Source organism: Mesorhizobium sp. B2-1-8 (assembly GCF_006442545.2).
Lineage (GTDB): Bacteria > Pseudomonadota > Alphaproteobacteria > Rhizobiales > Rhizobiaceae > Mesorhizobium.
Map to the genome: position 1 here is coordinate 1,927,379 of NZ_CP083952.1, position 15,504 is coordinate 1,942,882.

The following is a 15,504-nucleotide window of genomic DNA, read 5'->3' on the forward strand; positions in this document are numbered from 1 at the left end:
AATACGTCAGACTCTATTTCCGCCTGAGCCATTTCAGCACTTCCAAGCTCGGATAGCCATCCTGGGTCAAGCCGACCTTTGCCTGATAGGCCATGATGGCCGTCTTCGAGCCGTCGCCGATCTTGCCGTCGAATTTGCCATCATAAAGGCCATGCTGGGAAAGTCGCTTCTGCAACTCCTGCCGTTCGTCGAAGCTGAGCTTGGTGAAAGGCCGGTTCCAATCCTGCACCAGGCCGTTGCCGCCGGCAATCTCATCGGCAAGCAGACCGACGGCGAGCGCGTATTTGTCGGCATTGTTGTAGGCCTTGATGACCGAGAAATTCCTGATCATCAGGAAGGCCGGCCCGCCACGGCCATCCGGCACTTTCAGCGTCGCCTTGTCGGCGAGGCTCTTGAACGGCTTGCCGCTGGCGCGGACCACGCCGAGCGCCTGCCATTGCGCCAGCGTCTTGGATCCGGCCGGCAATTTGCCTGCCGGCAACGTGACTTCGTAGCCCCAGGTCTTTCCGGCCTGCCAGCCATTCTTCTTGAGCAGGTTGGCTGATGTCGCCAGCGCATCGGGAATGGAATTCCAGATGTCGCGTTTGCCGTTACCGTCCATGTCGACGGCATAATGCTGGTAGCTGGTCGGGATGAACTGGGTCTGGCCCATGGCGCCCGCCCAGGAGCCCATCAGATGGCTCTCGTCGATGTCGCCGGTTTGCAGGATCTTCAGGGCCGCGACCAACTGGGTGCGAGCGTATTTCGAACGTTTCGCGTCGCCATAACCCAAAGTCGCCAGCGAACGGATGACGTTGCGCATGATGTCGTCGCGCTTGAGGATCTCGCCATAGTTGGATTCCATCGACCAGATGGCCAGGAGAACGTAGCGGTCGACGCCGAACCTTGCCTCGATCCTGTCCAGCCAAGGCTTCCACTTTTTCGCCATCTGCTGCCCGACGGCGACGGACTGGTCATGGACGCGGTTGTCGAAATAATCCCAGGCGGGGGCGGTGAATTCGGGCTGCGTGCGAGCCTTTTCCAACACTACCGGGTCGGCTTCTTTGATGCCGCTGAATGCTTGGTCGTAAATAGCGCCGGAAACGCCGCCCGCCACGGCGGTGGCGCGGAAGCCGGCGACCCATTGCCGGAACCCGGCGTCGGCGAAAGCCGGCCCGGTGGGGATGAGCAAAGTGAGCGAGAGGCTGGCTGCCGTCATGGCGCTGGTAAAACGTTTTGCGGCATTGCGAACGGACATCTTTTCCTCCTTCTCTGTCTCAGGAAAGACCATTCATCGCCGAACCGGGTTAGGAATTGGTTTACCATAGGTGTCGCCTGGAACGAAAAGACACCTCGATGCTTTAACCGGTGGAAGTTTCCCTCACCCGCCCAGTAATCTTCGATTCCGGCGTGAAAATGTCGCGAGACGGGATTGCGGTGCGGGCCAGCAAACGGATAATTGAAAGTATGAAGAGAGTTCGCAAGGCAGTTTTCCCGGTCGCCGGTCTCGGCACGCGGTTTCTCCCAGCCACCAAGGCTGTTCCCAAGGAGATGCTGACCGTCGTCGACAGGCCGGTCATCCAGTATGTCGTCGATGAGGCGCGCGAGGCGGGCATCGAGCATTTCATTTTCGTGACCGGCCGCAACAAGGCGGTCATCGAGGACCATTTCGATATCCAGTTCGAGCTCTATGACACACTGGCACAGCGCGGCAAGGACGAGCAGCTTGCCCGACTGCAACGACTGCAGCCGTTGCCGGGCCAGACCAGCTTCACCCGCCAGCAGGTACCGATGGGTCTCGGCCATGCCGTCTGGTGCGCGCGCGAACTGGTCGGCGACGAACCTTTCGCCCTGTTGTTGCCGGACATGATCATGCAGTCGGAGAAGAGCTGCACGAAAGCAATGGTCGAGCTCTACGAGGAAACCGGCAACAACATCATCGCCGTGCAGGAATGCGATCCGGCGGAGGCCCATAAATACGGCATCGTCGGGCGCGGCGAAGACACGCATCACGGGTTCCGCATCACCGAAATGGTGGAAAAGCCGAAGACCGGCACGGCGCCGTCCAACCTCTACATCAACGGCCGCTACATCCTGCAGCCGGAAATATTTGGGATTCTGGAAGGACAGGAGAAGGGCGCCGGCAACGAGATCCAGCTCACCGACGCGATGCTGAAGCTGGAGAAGCAGCAGGCCTTCTACGGCTACCACTATCAGGGCCGTACCTTCGATTGCGGTTCGCCGGAAGGTTTTGTCGAGGCCAATGTCGCCTTCGCGCTGTGGCGCAACGACATGAACCAGAGCATGGCCGGCGTCATTCGCACGCTGCTCGACGAGATGCAGCCATCGGAGCGCCGCGGGGCGGCATTTTAGGCCCCATTTTCGTCGTCCTCGGGCAAAGCAGGAGCGTAGCGACGTCGCGGAGACCCGAGGATCCATTCCGTTACATAGACCCAGAGTGTAGCGGTCCGGAACGATGTCCCCAGGCCTGCCATCGCGGAGGCGACCCATAAGTCGCGGCATGGATCCCGGGGCCTGCGCCGCGTCGCTTCGCTCCTTGCTACGCCCCAGGATGACGAAGCTCATACGCCTTCAGCGCTGCACCTTCACGCCGAGGTAGATGCTGTTGGCGGTGTAGTCGCGGCCGGGTAGGTTGCTGGTCAGTTTTTCGGTTCTCACCCGGCTGGTGAGACCGGCATAGCGGTTCAGCCACCAGGTCAGCCCGGCCTCGGCGCTCAATATCCTGTCGTGGCCGTCGATGCCGACATAGTCGCGCCAATCCAGGCCCAGAGCCGCATTCGCGGTGAGATTGGATCGGATCACGCGTTCGCCGGTCAGGCGTCCGGAGTAGAGGATATCGCCGCTTTCGCCCGACGTGGTCGTGGTCTCGACGGTGGTCTTGCCGGTCAGGCCGATCGTGGTGCCGCGCTGCGGCGACCATTTGAGATCGGCATTGACGGTGGCCCCCGAAATCGCTTCCAGGCTTTTGTCGTCGATCGCCTCCCTGAGCCAGCCGGCCGAGAATTCACCCGACAGCTTCTCACCCATGTCGAGTTGCAGGCCGGCGCGGGCGCCGAGGCGCGTCGAGGAGCGCTCGAAGCCTTCATTGTCGATGCGCTGGTCATAGGCCCGGCGGCCGACCTCGATTTCGGTGAAGGGGGTGAGCGCCGGGGAGATCTCGTAGCCGGTGCGCAAGGTTGCGGTGTAGAGCGTGTTGTCCTGGTCTTTCTGCGACAGCGAGGTGCCGTCCGAGAGCTTGGCGTCGCCATAGAAGTCGTGTGAGACCGCCCCGGTCAACGTGTACTGCATCTTGCCGACCGCCTTCTCGACGCCGATGCTGCCGTCGATCGTCTGCCGCAGCGGCTGGGTGCTGACGCCGGCAATGGCATCGGGCGAAGACGAGGATTCCGGCACGGCTTCGTAGCCGAGCTTGGCGATGGCGCGCAATTCCTTGTCGAGGTCGACATTGAGCTGGCCTTCGATGCGGCCCTGCGCATCGTGAACCGGGTAGCCCGACACGGTTTCGCGGAAAATGCCATAGCCGTCGATGGTCGCGGAGTTTTCGCGCCAGTCGGAAGCGGCGGTAAAGCGCAGCGCCGTCTCGGACAGCAGCGCCGATGTACCGGCACTGCTCGAATCGCCGTTGGTGGTGGCGGTCAGCCCCTGTTCGATGGTCGGCCGGATGACGAAGGAGCCCCATTTGACGCCGGTGGCGGAAAACGGATCATCCTCTGGTTTCTTGTTCTGGCCCTCGATTGCGGCGGTGCGCTCGGCGCCGGCATCGAGTTTCTGCCTGTCCACACTGTCGATCGTGAGTGCACGGCGGTTGGCCGCTTCCTTGTCCGCCGCGCTGCTGTCGGTGTCGTCCGTCGTCGCCGTGGTGGCAGTCCTGGCGGTGGTGGTTGGATCTGTAGCCGCCTTGGTGGTCTTTTTCTTCTTCGACTTGTCGGCTGCCTTGTCCTTTGCCTTGTCAGCCGCATTCTGCCTGGCGGTCGAAGTGCGGCGTGGCTTGGGCGGCGCTGGCGTGTCGGCGGAGGCCTCCTCGACCGCCTGGGGCGGGTCGAAGACGCTGGTGGTCGAGTTCGCGGCGTCCGTGTCGTCAGGCACGGCCCCGGCGCTGGCCGGCAGATAGGTACGCGCCGGCGCATCGTCCTGCGCGGCAGCGTTGGCCGCCGCTTGCTGGGCGAGAACCAGGCTTCTCGCCTTGCGCTGCTGGTCGGACAGGATCGCCGATTCGGACACTTCTCCACGCAGTTCCGTTTCCTGGGCATGGAGCGGCGCGGGACGCAGCAAGGCAAGGATGCTGGTCGCCAGCAGCAACGCGCAGACCGCCTTGCCCTGTCGTCCTCTCAATTTTTCTGGCTGGACCCCGGACATCGCCACCACTGCTTGCGCGGCGCATGCGCGCCATACTTACCGAACCGTAAATGCGGATGGTTAACGGAGGGTTGAGGCCGTGCGCGCCATGGGCCTCGAACGCCGATTTGGGAGTCTTACGACCGTCGTTGAGCTTCCTGTTCTTGCGCTTGTCGTTGTCCCAATCGATCGCACGGCGTTTGAGCAACAGACGCGGGGCCATTTCCGTTGGACAGGCGGGCGGCAAAGCGCTAATCGCATCATCCATGCATGCGAAATCCCTGGAAAAGAAGCCCTTGGACAGGCAAGCGTCGATCGAATCGGCGCTGAGAACCGTGGCAACCGAACAGGCCGGGATCGCGGCCCTTGCCGACGCGCTCGAGAACGGACTGGCAGCACCCTTTGCCCAGGCCGTCGAAATGATCTCGAAGATTGAGGGCCGGCTCATCGTCACCGGTGTCGGCAAAAGCGGCCATATCGGTTCGAAGGTCGCGGCGACGCTGGCCTCGACCGGCACGCCGGCCTTCTTCGTCCACCCCGTCGAGGCCAATCATGGCGATCTCGGCATGATCGCCAGGGACGACGCCATCATCGCCATCTCATGGTCGGGCGAGAGCAAGGAGATGATGGGCATCGTCGCCTATTCCCGGCGCTTCTCCATTCCGCTCATCGCCGTGACCTCCGGGGAGACGTCGGCGCTGGCGCGCGCGGCCGACGTGGTATTGCTCTTGCCACGCGCCCCCGAGGCTTGCCCGCATGGCCTGGCACCGACGACATCGACGCTGCTGCAGCTGGTCATCGGCGATGCGCTGGCGATTGCGCTGCTCGAGGCGCGCGGCTTCACGCCGGACCATTTCCGCACTTTCCATCCCGGCGGCCAGCTCGGCGCCAACCTGACCATGGTGTCCGAGATCATGCGGGTCGGCGACCAGATGCCGCTGGCCGCGCTCGGCACCAAGATGCCGGAAGCGGTGATGACGCTGTCACAGAAGAAGGTCGGCTGCGTGCTGATCGTCGAGGCGAATGGGGAACTGGCGGGGATCATCACCGACGGCGATGTCGCGCGCAACCTGCACCGCAACCTAGCCGATGTCATCGTCGACGAGGTAATGACCCGCACGCCCAAGACGGTCGACCCGCAGACGCTCGCAGGCACGGCGATCGCGCTGCTCAACGAGCACAATGTCGGCGCGCTGGTGGTGACCAGGAACAACATGCCGCTGGGCGTGGTGCATTTCCATGACCTGTTGCGCATCGGCGCAGCCTAAGGTGCGCTGATATTCAGGTGAAGCCGGCCTGCGAACGGCGGCTTTCTGCGCTTCCGGCCTTCGCCGGCCGAAGCACTCATGAGGGATCGTGGCAAGGCTTCGGCCGGCGTAGGCCGGTGCTCACCTACTGAAGTACACGCCGCTCCGGTTCTCGAGAGCCGTCGTTCTCGACTCGGCCTGACCTGAATCTCAACACATCTTGTGCCGGTGCTATTCAGGTATTGGCGGCCTGGAAACTCAGACCCGTTCCACCGTCAGTTCCAGATCGGTGTCGGCAGCGGCGGTGACGCGCACCTGGGTGCCGGCGGGCAGATCCGGGCCGGAGACGCGCCACAGCGTGTCGCCGAGCTTGATGCGGCCGCGGCCGTCGCGGATCGGTTCGGCAAGAGTCGCCATCTTCCCGATCATCTGCGCACCACGGCGGTTGAGCAGCGGCTGGTCGCTTGGCTGGTCGCGTCCGCCCATGAGTTTCTTGCCGACAAAGGCTGAAACCAGTGACAGCACGAGGAATAGCAGCACCTGGACCTGCCATGTCCAGATGGCGGCATCCCCGATCAGCAGCGACATCCCGCCGATGACCAGGGCGGCGATGCCGATCCAAAGCATGAAGAAGCCCGGCGCGATGACCTCTACCACCAGCAGCACGAAGCCCAGGACCATCCAGTTCCACGGCCCGAGTTCAGAAACGATGCGATCGAGCATGGGAGTAACCTCCTACGATCTCAATTCTCGCTCGGGCGGACTACCGGCGGACGTGCCGCCTGCCGCTGCGCGCCGGTCGTGCCTTCGCTGCGGAACACTTCCTTGGCGATTTCGCCGATACCGCCAAGCGTGCCGATCAGCGACGAGGCTTCCAGCGGCATCAGCACGACCTTGCTGTTGGTGGCCGAACCGATCCTGGTCAGGGCCTCGGTGTATTTCTGGGCGACGAAGTAGTTAAGCGCCTGCACGTCGCCCTTGGAAATCGCTTCCGACACCACCTGGGTGGCGCGGGCTTCGGCTTCGGCGGAGCGTTCGCGCGCCTCGGCGTCGCGGAAGGCGGCTTCCTTGCGGCCCTCGGCTTCGAGGATCTGCGACTGCTTGAGGCCCTCGGCGGCCAGAATCTGCGCGCGCTTGTTGCGCTCGGCGGTCATCTGGCGGCCCATCGATTCGATCAGGTTGGCTGGCGGGTTGATGTCCTTGATCTCGACGCGGGTGATCTTGATGCCCCATGGGTGTGCCGCCTCGTCGACGACGCGCAGCAGGCGCTCGTTGATGGCGTCGCGGTTGGACAACAGCTCATCGAGGTCCATCGAACCCATGACGGTACGGATGTTGGTCATCGTCAGGTTGAGGATGGCGTTCTGCAGGCCGGCAACCTGATAGGCGGCCTGCGCCGCATTGAGGATCTGGTAGAAAGCAATGCCGTCGACACCGACGATGGCGTTGTCGCGGGTGATGATCTCCTGGCTCGGAACGTCGAGCACCTGCTCCATCATGTTCATCTTGGCGCCGATCCGGTCAACGAAGGGCGTGATGAGGTTGAGGCCGGGGCTCAGTGTCTTGGTATAACGACCAAAACGTTCGACGGTATAGTTGTATCCTTGCGGAATTGTCTTGATGCCCTTGAACAGCACCAGCACGACAAGCGCGACCAAAACAACGACCGCAATATCGAAACCACTGAAATCCATTTGGCTCTCCCTCAGAAGCAGGCCGCGCAAGCCATTCCCGCACAGCCGACTTCGCCAAAGACTTAAGTGTATTTCAGTAGCGTTACAATCAGGTGATGAGGGATTGTTTGCGGTTACACACTCAGTGGTTGAAGGCAAACAGGCTTGCATCCGTGTCTTCAAGCCCGTCGATCGATGCCGAGACGATCTCGGCAGCGATCCGCGAGAAGGTGATGCCGTTGCCGCCATATCCCAACACGGCATGGATGCGAGGATGCCCCGGAATGGCGCCGATATAGGGCAGCCCTGACGTCGTGGTGCCGAAGGAGCCGGTCCAGGAAAAATCGGGGCTGACGTCCAGATGCGGAAATATCAGGTTTAGTTTTGCGGCGATGCGTGCGCTCTTGTCGCCGATCAGGTCATCGCGCTGCGTCTCGTCGATGAAATCCTCGTCCTCGCCGCCGCATATGACCCGGCCATCGGCCGTTGCCCTGACGTAGAGATAGGGATCGGAAGCTTCCCAGACAAACGCCGCACCCGGCCAGAGCTTTCGCGGTTGCGGGCGGGTCGCGATCGCCCATGTCGATATGACCCGATGGGCGGCCGCCGGCACGATGTCGACCAGTTCGTAACCGGTGGCCAGGACAACGTGCCATGCCGTGATGGCGGGGCCGTCCCTCGTTGCCACGACCACCTCGTCGGCGCTGTCCTTGATCGCTGCCGATTCGACCGGCGCATAGAGACGTGCCTTGCGCTCCCGAGCCCTGAGCAGCAACCCGGCCGTCAGCTTGCGCGGGTCGAGCGCGATATTGCCATGGCTGAGGATGGCGCCGCTGCGGTCGATGCCGAACGCCTCGGCGAGCGGCCGAGGGGTCAGATAGGTCGCGGCGATGCCGGCTCGCCGTCGCGCCTCGGCTTCCTCGCGCAATCCCGATGGGTCGAGCACGGTACCGGCCAGATAAAGCGATGCGGTGCGGCTCATGCCGCAGTTGATGCCGAGCTCTTCGATGCGGGCGGCGAGATTGGAAATGGCCAGCCTCGAACGTCGCCAGGCCTGCCGTGCCTGGGCCTTGCCAATCATCCTCGAGAGAACCGAAAGCGGCTGGTCGATTTCGAACTGCACCAGCGCCGTGGTTGCCGCTGTCGATCCTTTCAGCGGCCCACGCCGGTCGATGCAGATTACGGAGTGACCGTCCGCTGTCAGCGTCTCGGCCATCATGGCGCCGCTGATGCCCATGCCGATGATCAGCACATCGGTCTTGACGTCCCGAGTGAGACTGGCAATCGGCACCGCGGGCGCGCGATAGGCGGACCAGACGGGCTGGCCGGTCCTGAGGTCGAGTTTGCGGAGCATCGAATTCTCCGGAGGCGCTGCTCAACGCCCCGGAGCTTGTGTTGTTCCGGTGTCAGGCCCAGCCTGACAGTTCGCGGCGTACCATCGCTTCGATCACCGCCATGCCCTCGGGGCTGTCGTTGAGGCATGGGATGTGGGCGAAGTTTTCGCCACCGGCATGATGGAAGGTCTCGGCCGCCTCGCGGCCGATCTCGTCCAGCGTCTCGATGCAGTCGACGGAAAAGCCGGGATTGACGATGGCAATCGATTTGACGCCGTCCTTGGCCAGCTTCTCCACCGTCTTGTCGGTATATGGCTGCAGCCATTCCTGCGCGCCGAAGCGCGACTGGAAGGTGGTGATCAGCTTGTTCTCGTCCCAGCCGAGTTTTTCGCGCAGCAGCCGCGTCGTCTCCAGGCAATGCGCCCGATAGGGATCGCCCTTGTCGGAATAGGGTTTCGGGATTCCGTGATAGGAGGTGATGACCAACTCCGGCTCGAAATCGAGCGTCGCCAGCTGCCGTTCGATCGAACTGGCGAGCGCCTCGATGTAGACCGGCTCGGCATAGTAGGGCGGCACACTGCGGACGGCAGGTGCCGCGCGCATCTTCATCAGCGCCCGGAACAGCTGGTCGTTGGCGGTGGCGGTCGTCGTCGCCGAATATTGCGGATAGAGCGGGAATGAAAGGATGCGGTCGCAGCCTTGCGCCACCAGCCTTTCGGCGACGCTCGATGTCGAAGGGTTGCCGTAACGCATCGCCCAGTCGACGACGACATCGGGCAGGTCTCGTAGCGCCTCGGCCAGTTTTTCACCTTGTGCGCGGGTGTAGGTGCGCAGAGGCGACTCGTTCTTCTCCCGGTTCCAGATCCGGGCATAGTTGGCGCCCGACTTCTTAGGTCGCCTGGTCAGCACCAGCCCATAGAGGATCGGATACCAGATCGCCTTGTTGAGCTCTATGACGCGCGGATCGGACAGGAATTCCCGGAGATACCGCCACATCGGCTTGAATTCGGTACCGTCGGGCGTGCCGAGATTGAGCAGCATGACGCCAACCTTGCCGGCCCTGGCCGGCGCGTATCCCGCCGTCGGGCCGACCGGCTTGATCGTCTTGGGGTCGACAACATTGGCAGGCGTCATAAGGGCTCTCCGGACACGGCGTGAAACTAGCGATGGCGCGCCGGTTTTCAATGCCGCGTCTGGCCGCACCATACCGCCTTTCCGGCCGGAAACAGAACACCCGCCAGGTTTCCCCGGCGGGTGTTTCTGCTGAAAGCGAAATGACGTTACTTCGCCGGGATGGTCAGGGTCGCGCCCGGCACAAGCCGATGCGGCCTTTGATCCTTGTTCGCCTCATAGATGAGTTTCCACTTGGTCGCGTCGCCATAGGCTTTCTTCGCCAGATCCCAGTAGGTATCGCCGTTAACGATGACATGGCTGCCTGTGGCCGGTGCGGCTTCAGCGGGCTTTGCCGGCTCGGCGGGCGCGGGTGTCGCCGCGGCGGGAGCGACCGGCGCGGGAGCGGTCTCGGCAGGCTTTGCCGGCTCGGCAGGTGCCGGTGGCGGGTTTTCCGTCGATATGGCTGGCGGCGTGTTGGCGATATCGCCTGAGTTGGCAGGCAGTTCAGGCATCGCCGGCGCAGCTTCGGCGGGCGTTGCGGGTTCGGCAGGCTTGGCCGGCTCGGCGGCGGGAGCTGCCGCAGTCGTCGCGGCGATCTCAGTGATGCGGCCGTCGAGCTTCGGCGTATAGGGCCGGTGGGCGCCGAGATAGTCGGCAACGACCTGTTCGAGGCCAGGGCCATAATCATAGGCGTTCCTGGCCTTTTCGGCGAAGACCTTGTAGCCGTCGCCGCCCTGGCGGACATAGTTGTTGGTGGCGACCAGATAGTCCTTGTCGGGATTGATCGGCGTCCAGGCGCCGTTTTCCATCACCTCCACCGACTTCACACGGCCGGTATTGGGCGCGACCGACCTGTCGAAGGAATATTTGAGACCCGCCACCTGCGGGAAGCGGCCGGCACCGTCCTCGATCTGGCTGAGACCGCCTTCGAGCCCGGCGACCAGATCCTTGCCGGAAATCTGGAAGGTCGCCAGCGTGTTCTGGAACGGCAGCACGGTCAGCACCTCGCCCATGCCCTTGTCGATCGAGGCGCGCAGGCCACCACCGTTGGAGATGACGATCTCGACGCCTTGTCCCTTGACGCGGTCGAGGATGGCGTCGGAGACGAGGTTGCCCATCGCGCATTCCTTGGCGCGGCAACTCTCACGGCTGCCGTCGATGACGTCGGTGGTCTCGGCCACTTCCTTGTTCTTCAAGGCCTCGATCGGTGCGCCGAGTTCCTTGATGCGAGCGAGCACCGCGGGATCGGGCGTGATCGACTTGTCGAGATAGATCGGGTCGCCGCTTGCCGATTTGACGACGCCATTGTCGTCGAACACCACCTTGAACTCGCCGAGATATTTCGAATAGGACGCCGCCTGCACCACCGGCACCTTGTAGCCGCCGGGATTGTCGACCATCGTCGGGTAGGGGCCAGCCGCCTTCGAATCGGTGTTGGAAAGAAGCGTGTGGCTGTGGCCGCCGACCACGACATCGATGCCGGGGATCTTGGCAATGACGTCGCGTTCCCTGTTGTAGCCGATATGGGTCACGGCGATGATCTTGTTGATGCCTTCTCCCTTGAGCTTCTCGACCTCGGCCGTGATCGATTTGACGTCGTCCTCAATCGTGATGTTGGGGCCGGGCGAGGCGAGTTCGGGCGTGTCGTTGGTGACGGCCCCGATGATGCCGATCTTCTGGCCGCCGACCTCGACGACGATAGATGGCTTGACGCGGTCGCCGAGCTTGGACTGCGCGTTTGCCTTGACGTTGGCGCCGAGCACCGGGAATTTGATCATGTCGAGAAAGGGCGCAAGGGCGGCTTCGCCGTCGTCGAATTCATGGTTGCCGAGCGCCATGGCGTCGAACTTCATGTCGTTGAGGAACTCGCCTTCGACCTTGCCCTTGTAGGTCGTGTAGAACAGCGAACCCTGGAAATTGTCGCCGGCGCTGAGCAAGAGCACGTTCTGGCCTTCCAGCTTCTTGCGTTCCTGGGCGATGGCGGTGATCAGCCGGCCGGCGCCGCCGATGCATTCGCCCTTGGTCTCCTCCTCGGCAGAGCAGGTCGATTCATATTTGTTGTTGCCTTCGATGCGGCTGTGCCAGTCATTGATATGCAGGATGTTCAGTGTGTAGTCGGCAAAGGATGCGCCGGCCGACAGGCCAAGTGTCGACACGGAAAGGGCGGCAATGGCGGCAAGCTTCTTCATCTTCGTCTCCCGGTAGGCTGATCAGAGGCGGTTAACGCCTTGCTTGACTGGGATATTGCAGCCAGCGTTTCGATCATGTTCCCATCGCGTTCGGGCCGACGCAAGCGGAAATGCCGGTGGTATTTGCTGGCGCAAAACCCGGGGTATTTCCGGGTGCAAAAGGCGAGGGATTGCCGGCACAAAAACGGCGACCAAGCGGCCGCCGTTCTTTGTGACTGGAACGTTCGCCAGGTTCAGGTGCGCCGCGTCAGCACGAAATTCTGGCCGGCGGAACTGGTGCAGTTGAGCTGGCTGGTCGACACCATCAGGCAATTGAAGCTCACCGGGGTTTGGCGGATCAGCGAGGTGCCGTTGATCTGCACCGACGTGGCGCCGGTCATCGTGTAACTGCCATCGGCAAGCTTCTGTCCCGTGTCCGTGGCGACGGTCGTGAAGGTGCCGCCGGTGAAGGTCGACAGGCCAGTACCCTTGGCATCGATCCACGAACCTTCGACGCCTTTCGGCGCGGCAGCCATCGGCGGCTGGTCGGGGCCGCTGGTGGCACAGGCAGCAAGCATCGAGGCGAGGGCACCCGCCATGCCCATCGAAAGAACTTTGCGCGCAATCGTCATATGAAATCCTCTCCAAACGCGTCGGTCCAAAAATCGGGTCGATTTCTGGAAGCGCGACGCGAACGTCCAAAGTGCTGGAATATGCTTTAGCGTCCGACGGACGCACATCGCCACCCCAGGCCGCACCCTTCAATCGCCCGATTTCCGGGCGATTGCAAGGCAATGGCGCATGGTCCGGGTGATGCTATCGGACGAGGATGTTGCGGAATTGCCACGGGTCGCTGCGGTCGAGGTCCTCCGGGAAGAGACCCGGGCGTCTGTCGAGCGGCGTCCAGTCGGTATAATAGCCCTTGACCGGTCCGAGATAGGGCGACTGCACGTCCAGGCAGCGCTTGTAGTCCATCTCGTCGGCCTCGACGATGCCGGCGGCCGGATTTTCCAGCGCCCAGACCATGCCGGCCAGAACCGCCGAGGTAACCTGCATGCCGGTGGCGTTCTGATAGGGGGCCAGCTTGCGCGCCTCGGCGAGCGACAGCTGGGAACCGTACCAGTAGGCATTCTTGTCGTGGCCGTAGAGCAGGACGCCGAGTTCGTCGACACCGTCGACCAGTTCGTTCTCGTCGAGCACGTGGTGCACCGGCTGCGGCTTGCCGGCGGCACCGAACATCTCGTCCAGCGACAGCATCGCATCGTTGCAGGGATGGTAGGCGTAGTGGCAGGTCGGGCGGTACTGAACCTTCCCCTTCTTGGAATGCACGGTGAAGAAATCGGCGATCGAGATAGCCTCGTTGTGCGTCACCAGCAGACCATATTGCGGTCCGGGCGTCGGGCACCAGGAGCGCACGCGGGTGTTGGCGCCCGGTTGCTCCAGGTAGATCGCGGCCTTGGAACCGTGCTTGTGCTTCTTGCCGTTCTTCGGCATCCAGGTCTCGTGCGTGCCCCAGCCGAGCTCGGCCGGCTGCAATCCTTCCGAGATGAAGCCCTCGACCGACCAGGTGTTCCAGAACACATCCATGGGCTTGGGCTTCTTGGTGCGCTGGGTGTCGCGCTCGGCGATGTGGATGCCCTTGACGCCAGCCTTCTTCATGAGCTTGGCCCAGCCCTCGCGGTCTTCCTGCGCGGGCTCGGAGAACTCCATGCCTAGATCGGTGGCGAGATTGACCAGCGCCTGCTTGACGAACCAGGACACCATGCCGGGATTGGCACCGCAGGTGGAGACGGCGGTGGCGCCGCCCGGCTTGTCGTACTTTTCCTTGAGCAGCGCCTCGCGCAACGCATAGTTGGTGCGGCTGGCATTGTCGGCCTTGGCGTCGAAATAGAAGCCAAGCCAGGGCTCGACGACGGTGTCGATGTAAAGCACGCCGAGCTTGCGGCAGAGCCGCATCAGGTCCACCGAGCCGGTGTCGACCGACAGGTTGACGCAAAAGCCCTGGCCACCACCATTGGTCAGCAGCGGCGTCAAAAGCTTTTTGTAATTCTTCTCGGTCACCGCTTCCTGGACGAAGGTGATGCCGCGCTCGTCGAGCAGCTTGCGATCGGTATCGCGCGGGTCGATGACCGTCATGCGCGACTTGTCGAACTTGAAATGGCGTTCGATGAGCGGCAGCGTTCCGTGTCCGATCGAACCAAAGCCGATCATCACCACGGGGCCGGTGATCTCACCGTAAACGGGCCAGTTTTCATTCGCCATTTTATCGAGCACTCCTTCAACTGCGTGCAAAAGCTGGGCAACTACGTGCAAAAGCCGAACAACCACGTGCAAAAGCCGGGCATTTTCGCCCAACGGCCATGCGCTACATCACAGATCATTGTCATAAACCAGCGAAAACCGCCAACCCGCGACTACGCGTCTTTGGCCATGTGGTTAAGGACAGCGGTCAGCCGATCGCGATCCGACGTCAGGCCCTTGTAGTCGAGTTGGGCGATGTCGAGCGCTTCGAGCTGGGCAGCGAAGGACGCAGCCAGCGTCGCCCGGTCCGGATGCCGCGCCAGCACGGCGAGCGGGTCGAGGTGGATGCGGATGGTGAACAGGATATCGCGCGAGGCGGGCAGTTTGCGCAGCGTTTGACGCTCGACGCGGATGAAGGCGTGCGCCTTCACGTCACCGTCGGGGAAACGCGTCGGCCGGCTGGTGGCGCGGTCGATGCGCTCGACATTGGACAGCGGGTGGTAGAGCGCATCGCCTGACTGGATCGACCAGTTGTAACGTTCGACGGCCTGGCCCTGCAGGCCATCGAACATCCGGTTGATGAGATCGGCCGGTCTCGTGCCCGGGCCGAAGCCCGGCACCGGCTGATGGATCTGCTGCAACGGCTTGCCGAATTTCTCGGTGAGCGACCAGGATGAGGGGAAGCACAGTGAACCCGCGGCCAGACGCCAGCCGTCTTCGCCCCGGCGCATGAGGATCAGGTCTTCCTGGACCAGCAGCGAGGCCGCGACCAAGGGAGCGCCGGCGAGGCTGGACGGGACTGCCGGATGGCTCGTCGCGCCCATGACCGCAACGCCCGCATCGCTGCGCCGGTGAGTGTCGGGAAATCTTTCCGGGAGGTAAGCGCCGAGCAAGTCGAGCACCTCTTGCTGGGCAGCGCGCGTGCCGTCCTCCTCGACGAAGACGCGCTCGGGGATTTCGTCATAGAGCCGGCGCTTCTCGGCGAGATAGGGCAGCAGGTGACCGTCCACCTCGATCCAGTTCACGGATTCCAGCGGCTTCAGACCGACGGTGAAGAGTTTCGACGAGCCGTCATAGGGCGTATGGGTGGGTTGCCGGAAACTCATGCCTCTTTGAACGAGCCCAAGCCGGCGGCGGTCATCCGCGCCGCGAATTCGGTGATGTCGTAGTCGGCGGCGCCCGCCTGGGCGAAAGGATCGGCTGCCAACCTGGCATCGAGCACTTCGCGGGGGCAGCGTGCGATGATGATGCCGCCGGTTCTTGGTCGCTTGGGCCCGGACGCAACGAAGATGCCTTCGGCGTAGCAGGCTTCCAGCCACTCGATATGGCCTGGCGCCAAGCGGTCGATCTCGGTGAGCGGCACCTTGTAGTTCAGCGACACGACGAACATTGT

Annotated in this window: 13 protein-coding genes; 2 read left to right on the forward strand and 11 right to left on the reverse strand. The window is 62.9% G+C overall.

The genetic code is table 11. The annotated features are described in order from the left end of the window. Positions 1–13: 13 nt before the first annotated feature. Positions 14–1,237 (reverse strand): lytic murein transglycosylase, encoded by a 1,224-nt coding sequence (locus tag FJ970_RS09485; protein ID WP_140756041.1) that lies wholly within the window; start codon positions 1,235–1,237, stop codon positions 14–16. Positions 1,238–1,437: 200 nt separating this feature from the next. On the opposite strand from FJ970_RS09485, the gene galU reads away from it, so the two are divergent. Next, a complete protein-coding gene (gene galU, locus FJ970_RS09490) occupies positions 1,438–2,352 on the forward strand; it encodes a UTP--glucose-1-phosphate uridylyltransferase GalU (protein WP_181178348.1) in 915 nt (304 codons plus the stop codon). A gap of 219 nt (positions 2,353–2,571) precedes the next feature. On the opposite strand, the gene FJ970_RS09495 is transcribed toward galU, so the two are convergent. Then, complete coding sequence (locus FJ970_RS09495; protein WP_181178328.1) at positions 2,572–4,356, reverse strand: outer membrane beta-barrel protein; 1,785 nt, start codon at positions 4,354–4,356, stop codon at positions 2,572–2,574. A gap of 245 nt (positions 4,357–4,601) precedes the next feature. On the opposite strand from FJ970_RS09495, the gene FJ970_RS09500 reads away from it, so the two are divergent. Further along, a complete protein-coding gene (locus FJ970_RS09500; RefSeq protein ID WP_140756037.1) occupies positions 4,602–5,603 on the forward strand; it encodes a KpsF/GutQ family sugar-phosphate isomerase in 1,002 nt (333 codons plus the stop codon). 237 nt (positions 5,604–5,840) lie between these two features. On the opposite strand, the gene FJ970_RS09505 is transcribed toward FJ970_RS09500, so the two are convergent. From FJ970_RS09505 to FJ970_RS09545, 9 genes are all read right to left on the reverse strand, one after another. Continuing rightward, on the reverse strand, positions 5,841–6,305 hold the full coding sequence (locus tag FJ970_RS09505) for an NfeD family protein (protein WP_140756035.1): 465 nt from the start codon (positions 6,303–6,305) through the stop codon (positions 5,841–5,843). Positions 6,306–6,325: 20 nt separating this feature from the next. Next, positions 6,326–7,276: an SPFH domain-containing protein gene (locus FJ970_RS09510; RefSeq protein ID WP_127278883.1), complete on the reverse strand. Its 951-nt coding sequence runs from the start codon at positions 7,274–7,276 to the stop codon at positions 6,326–6,328. 121 nt (positions 7,277–7,397) lie between these two features. Beyond that, on the reverse strand, positions 7,398–8,609 hold the full coding sequence (locus tag FJ970_RS09515; RefSeq protein WP_140756031.1) for an NAD(P)/FAD-dependent oxidoreductase: 1,212 nt from the start codon (positions 8,607–8,609) through the stop codon (positions 7,398–7,400). A gap of 52 nt (positions 8,610–8,661) precedes the next feature. Beyond that, complete coding sequence (hemH, locus tag FJ970_RS09520) at positions 8,662–9,723, reverse strand: ferrochelatase (protein WP_140756027.1); 1,062 nt, start codon at positions 9,721–9,723, stop codon at positions 8,662–8,664. A 146-nt stretch (positions 9,724–9,869) separates the two neighbouring features. Continuing rightward, on the reverse strand, positions 9,870–11,891 hold the full coding sequence (locus FJ970_RS09525) for a bifunctional metallophosphatase/5'-nucleotidase (protein WP_140756025.1): 2,022 nt from the start codon (positions 11,889–11,891) through the stop codon (positions 9,870–9,872). Positions 11,892–12,124: 233 nt separating this feature from the next. Continuing rightward, the gene (locus FJ970_RS09530) at positions 12,125–12,502 is read right to left on the reverse strand and encodes a hypothetical protein (RefSeq protein ID WP_140756023.1); all 378 of its coding nucleotides are present in this window, start codon (positions 12,500–12,502) and stop codon (positions 12,125–12,127) included. A 184-nt stretch (positions 12,503–12,686) separates the two neighbouring features. Then, complete coding sequence (locus tag FJ970_RS09535) at positions 12,687–14,132, reverse strand: homospermidine synthase (protein WP_140756021.1); 1,446 nt, start codon at positions 14,130–14,132, stop codon at positions 12,687–12,689. A gap of 152 nt (positions 14,133–14,284) precedes the next feature. Further along, positions 14,285–15,217: a heme-dependent oxidative N-demethylase family protein gene (locus tag FJ970_RS09540; protein WP_140756019.1), complete on the reverse strand. Its 933-nt coding sequence runs from the start codon at positions 15,215–15,217 to the stop codon at positions 14,285–14,287. Continuing rightward, entirely contained in the window at positions 15,214–15,501 is a 288-nt protein-coding gene (locus tag FJ970_RS09545; protein WP_140756017.1) for a YciI family protein, read from the reverse strand. Before FJ970_RS09545 ends, FJ970_RS09540 begins: the two co-directional genes overlap by 4 nt. Between the last annotated feature and the right edge of the window lie 3 nt (positions 15,502–15,504).